The 3856-nt window shown below is 76.6% G+C and carries 2 protein-coding genes; one reads left to right on the forward strand and one right to left on the reverse strand.

The window, feature by feature from the left end; all coding sequences use genetic code 11:
* Positions 1–309 precede the first annotated feature (309 nt).
* On the forward strand, positions 310–2502 hold the full coding sequence (locus JJV70_RS20675; RefSeq protein WP_219049546.1) for an ATP-binding protein: 2193 nt from the start codon (positions 310–312) through the stop codon (positions 2500–2502).
* Here JJV70_RS20675 and JJV70_RS20680 read toward each other — a convergent pair.
* Positions 2432–3742, reverse strand: coding sequence for a hypothetical protein (locus JJV70_RS20680; protein ID WP_308294934.1), 1311 nt, complete (start codon positions 3740–3742; stop codon positions 2432–2434). The two genes, JJV70_RS20675 and JJV70_RS20680, sit on opposite strands and share 71 nt — an antisense overlap.
* Positions 3743–3856: the final 114 nt, after the last annotated feature.

Genomic DNA, 3856 nt, shown 5'->3' on the forward strand with positions numbered 1-3856 from the left:
CGAGGAGCTTCGCCACGTCACGGGCACCCCGTCACCCGAACCGGTCACGATGAGATCCGCTCATTGATCTGCGCTAGAGCGCCCCTGTGAGCACACTCGGCAGGGGCGCTTTCGCTTTCCACGCGCTGTGTGATCCTGAGGCGAGGCGAACCCTTGAGCGCGGGTCGGGGCATGGTTCTCGTGGGCGGTATCTGGTGAACTGGACGGCGGTGTTGGGGGCCGGAGCGTTCACCGAGTAGGGGCGGTGGGGGATGTCGGGGGCGTACAGTCCGCGAGGAGGCGGAACGGGGGCCACGGGAGGGGCTTGGTGTGCTCGAAGTCGTGACGGTCGGTGCGCTCGCGGCGTTCCTCAGCGCGGTGGGGAACGGGGCGGCGGGGGAGATGGGCAAGCAGGTGCTCCTGTCAACGGGCGCGTTGGCGAGGAGGACGCTCGGACGGGAGGTGCCGCTGCCAGCTGGCCCGGAGGGGGCGGGGGCGCTGGCGCGGGAGCTGCGTCCGTTCCTGGGGCGGGACGGCCGGCAGGCTGAGGAGTGGGCCCTGCTGGTGCGGAGCCTGCCGGAGGCAACCCCGGCTGGTCTGTCCGCCGGGCCGGGGTTGCCTCCCGGCACCCGGGACTTCACCGACCGCGAGGGCGTGCTGAGGCGGCTGCGGCGCGAGGCGACCCGGCCTGCGGCGGGTCGGCCCCGGGTGGCGCTGCTGCACGGGCCGCCCGGGATCGGCACGACCGCCGTGGCCCTGCACTGGGGTGCCACCCAGCTCGCCCGGTACCCCGACGGGCAGTTCTACGTGGACCTGCGCGACAGCGGAGCCGGGACGGGCGGGCCGGAACCGGCGGCCGTGCTGGCGCGGTTGCTGCGGCAGATGGGTGTGGGGGCGGAGGGGGTTCCGGCCACGGAGGCGCGGCGGGAGCGGCTCTACCGGGAGCTGACGGCCGGGCGCAGGGCGCTGGTGGTGATTGACCACGCGTCATCGGTCGCGCAGGTGCGCGGGCTGGTTCCGGCCACGCCTGAGGTGCTGCTGCTGGTGGTTGCCTCCGGTCCGCCCTTCGCGCTGGAGGCGGAGCGTGTCGCCGTTCCTCCGCTGCGGGACCGGGACGCGGTGAGGCTGCTGCGCAAGGTGGCCGGGCGGGAGAACGTCGCGCGGGCCAGGCCGCGGCTGCCGGAGCTGCTGGATGACTGCGCGGGCAACGCCTTCGCGCTGCGGGCGGCGGCCGTCCACCTGCTGAACGGGCCGCCGGCGGACGGGGAGCCTCCCGTGCCCGGGCCGGGGACCGGGGGCCATCCCGTGCACGGCGTGGCGCGCGCGGCGTGCCGTCGGCTGCGGCCGGAGGCGGCGCGGCTGTGCCGGCTGACGGCGCTGGGCGGCTGGCCCGCCCTCGACGCGCCCCTGGCCGCCGCCGCGGCGGACGTCGCCGTGGAGGACGCCGCCCGGATGCTGACCGAGGCGGCGGACGTGCGGCTGGTGGAGCCGCTGCCCGACGGCCGGTACCGGTTCCGGCCCGAGGTGCGCCGCTATCTGGCGGACACCGCCGCCGTGGAGCACGGTGTGCCGGAGTGCTCGGCGGCCGTGGCCCGGGTGCTGGAGCGCCTGCTGCACCGCGTCCTGCACGCCGCGCACGCCGCCCTGCCGGAGAGCTGGCGGACGGAGCCCGCCCCCACGGACGCACACAGCGGGGCGGAGGGGGACGTGCGCGGTGACACGAGGAACGGCGCGCACGGTGACGCGGACCGGTGCCGTGGGGAGGCGGCGGGTGTGGCGGTGCTCGCGGCCGAGGTCCAGAACGTGGCCTGGGCGGTCTGTGTGGCCGAGGAGTACCAGCACCCCACCACGGCGCTGCGCCTGGCCCGCGCCCTGTGGCCACTCCAGCTCAAGGCCGGGCACGGGGACGAGGTGCTGCCCGCGCTGCGGATCGCGGCCCGGTGCGCCGACGACAGCCAGCCGGATTCCCCGATGGCCGGTGCGCTGCACTTCCAGCTCGGCCACTGCCTGGGCGCGCTCGGCCGGTGGGAGGAGGCGGAGGCGCAGGCGCGTGCCGCCGCCGCGTGCGAGCGGGCGGCCGGGCACCTGCGGGGCGAGGCGTCGTCGGTGGAACTGCTGGGCCTGCTGCTGCGGGACCAGTGGCGGTACCGGGCGGCGTACGAGCGGTTCGCCGAGGCGGAGCGGATCTACCGGCGGATCGGCCCCGGTCAGGAAGGCGCGGACGATCTCCCGCGAGCCCTCGCGCTGATCCGGCGGCACCAGGGGCGGGCCCTGTGCGGGCTGGGAGAGCTGGAGGAGTCCCGGGCGCTGCTGGAGGGCGCCGTGGAGTTCTTCGCCGGACGGGGTGAGGCGTACAACCAGGCCCGGGCCCTCACCGATCTCGCCGAGACGCTGCACGCCGCGAGCCGCGACGCCGAGGCGCTGGCGCGGATCGCCGAGGCTGAGCGCCTGCTCACCCCGGCCGCGACGGTGCACCTGAGGTACCTCGCCGACCTGCGGCGACGCTGCGAGGCAGCCGGGTAGCGGGCCGCACGAGGACGGGGTGGACGCCGCCGCCCGCGTGCACCCGGAGCGTGCGGCCGCCCGGGGGGAGCTTGCCTCCGGCGGTCAGCCACGCGTACAGCGAGGAGGCGTACGCGGTCGGGTCGGCGTCCGCTCCCGGGCCTGCGGTCAGGTGGAGCAGGCCGTGCTCCCGGGTGCGCACGGTGCACGCGTCCGGGCCGGTCACGTACGCGGCGAGGGCGCACTGCGCGTGCCGGCGCAGGACTTCGGCGGTCCAGCGCTCCGGTCCGCCCAGACGCGGGTCGTCCGGCGTCCCCTCGCGGGTGATCACGTCGGCCAGCGCGAGGTGGCCCGGGTCCCGGGTGTCCTCGTGCACGGCGAGGTGGGTGACGCCCGGGGCGTCGTACGGGTGCTCCGTCGAGCGCTCGATGACGACGTCCGCCCCGCATACGCGCGTGCGCACCTTCAGGGGAGCCGTGCGCCGCGCGGGCTCGTACGGCGGCAGGGACAGCGGTTCCAGCAGGGCCGGGTCCGGGGGCTCGGGTAGGTCGAGCAGCGTGTAGAAGTGACGCCGCAGCAACGTCGCCGAGGCTCCGGGCGCGGAGGTGGTGAACTCGGCCGGGCCGGTCAGCGGGCGGTGCCGCGCCAGCAGGTGTTCTACCTGGTCGCGCAGGGGGCGGTGCGGATCGAGCCGTGGCCCCTGGCGGACGAACGCGGCCAGCGGGGCTTCGGGGTCCAGCCGCTCCAGCCCGGCGGCGGCCAGGAGGACGGGGACGCCCAGCGCCGCCGCGTAGTAGGAGACGGCGCCGAAATCCCCCAGTACCGCGTCTGCCGCGAGCAACGCCTGCCGCCACGCGTGCACGGGGTCGATCAGGGTCAGGCCGCTGCGGCGCGCCCGGTCCAGCCAGGCGCGGAGCTGACCCGGGCCGTGCCCGTACCAGATGTTCGGGTGCAGCACGGCCGCCAGCCGGTAGTCGTCAGCGGGCAACTCGGCGGCGAGGCGCGGCAGCAGACCCGGCAAGACGTCCTGCCCGCCGCCGTTGCCGAAGAACCCCTCCGGGTTCCAGGTGGAGTTCAGGACGACGAGCCGCTGCCCTGAGCGCACGCCCAGCGCGCGGCGGAACCGCTCCCGGTGCGGTCGGGCGGCCAGCATGCGGTCGTAGCAGGGGTCACCGGCGAGGACGGCGGCGGGCGCGGCGGCGGGGCAGGCGCGGCGCAGGCGGGCCAGCTGCTCCGGGTGCGACAGGACGAGGCCGTCCACGAACGGCTCGCCGTCCGCCAGTAGCCACTCCGTCGAGAGCCCGAACGTCGGCTCCCGGCTCCCGGCTCCCGGCTCCCGGCTCCCGGCTCCCGGCTCCCGGCTCCCGGCTCCCGG

Origin of the sequence: Streptomyces sp. JJ66 (assembly GCF_019303495.1) — a bacterium.
Classification (GTDB): Bacteria; Actinomycetota; Actinomycetes; order Streptomycetales; family Streptomycetaceae; genus Streptomyces.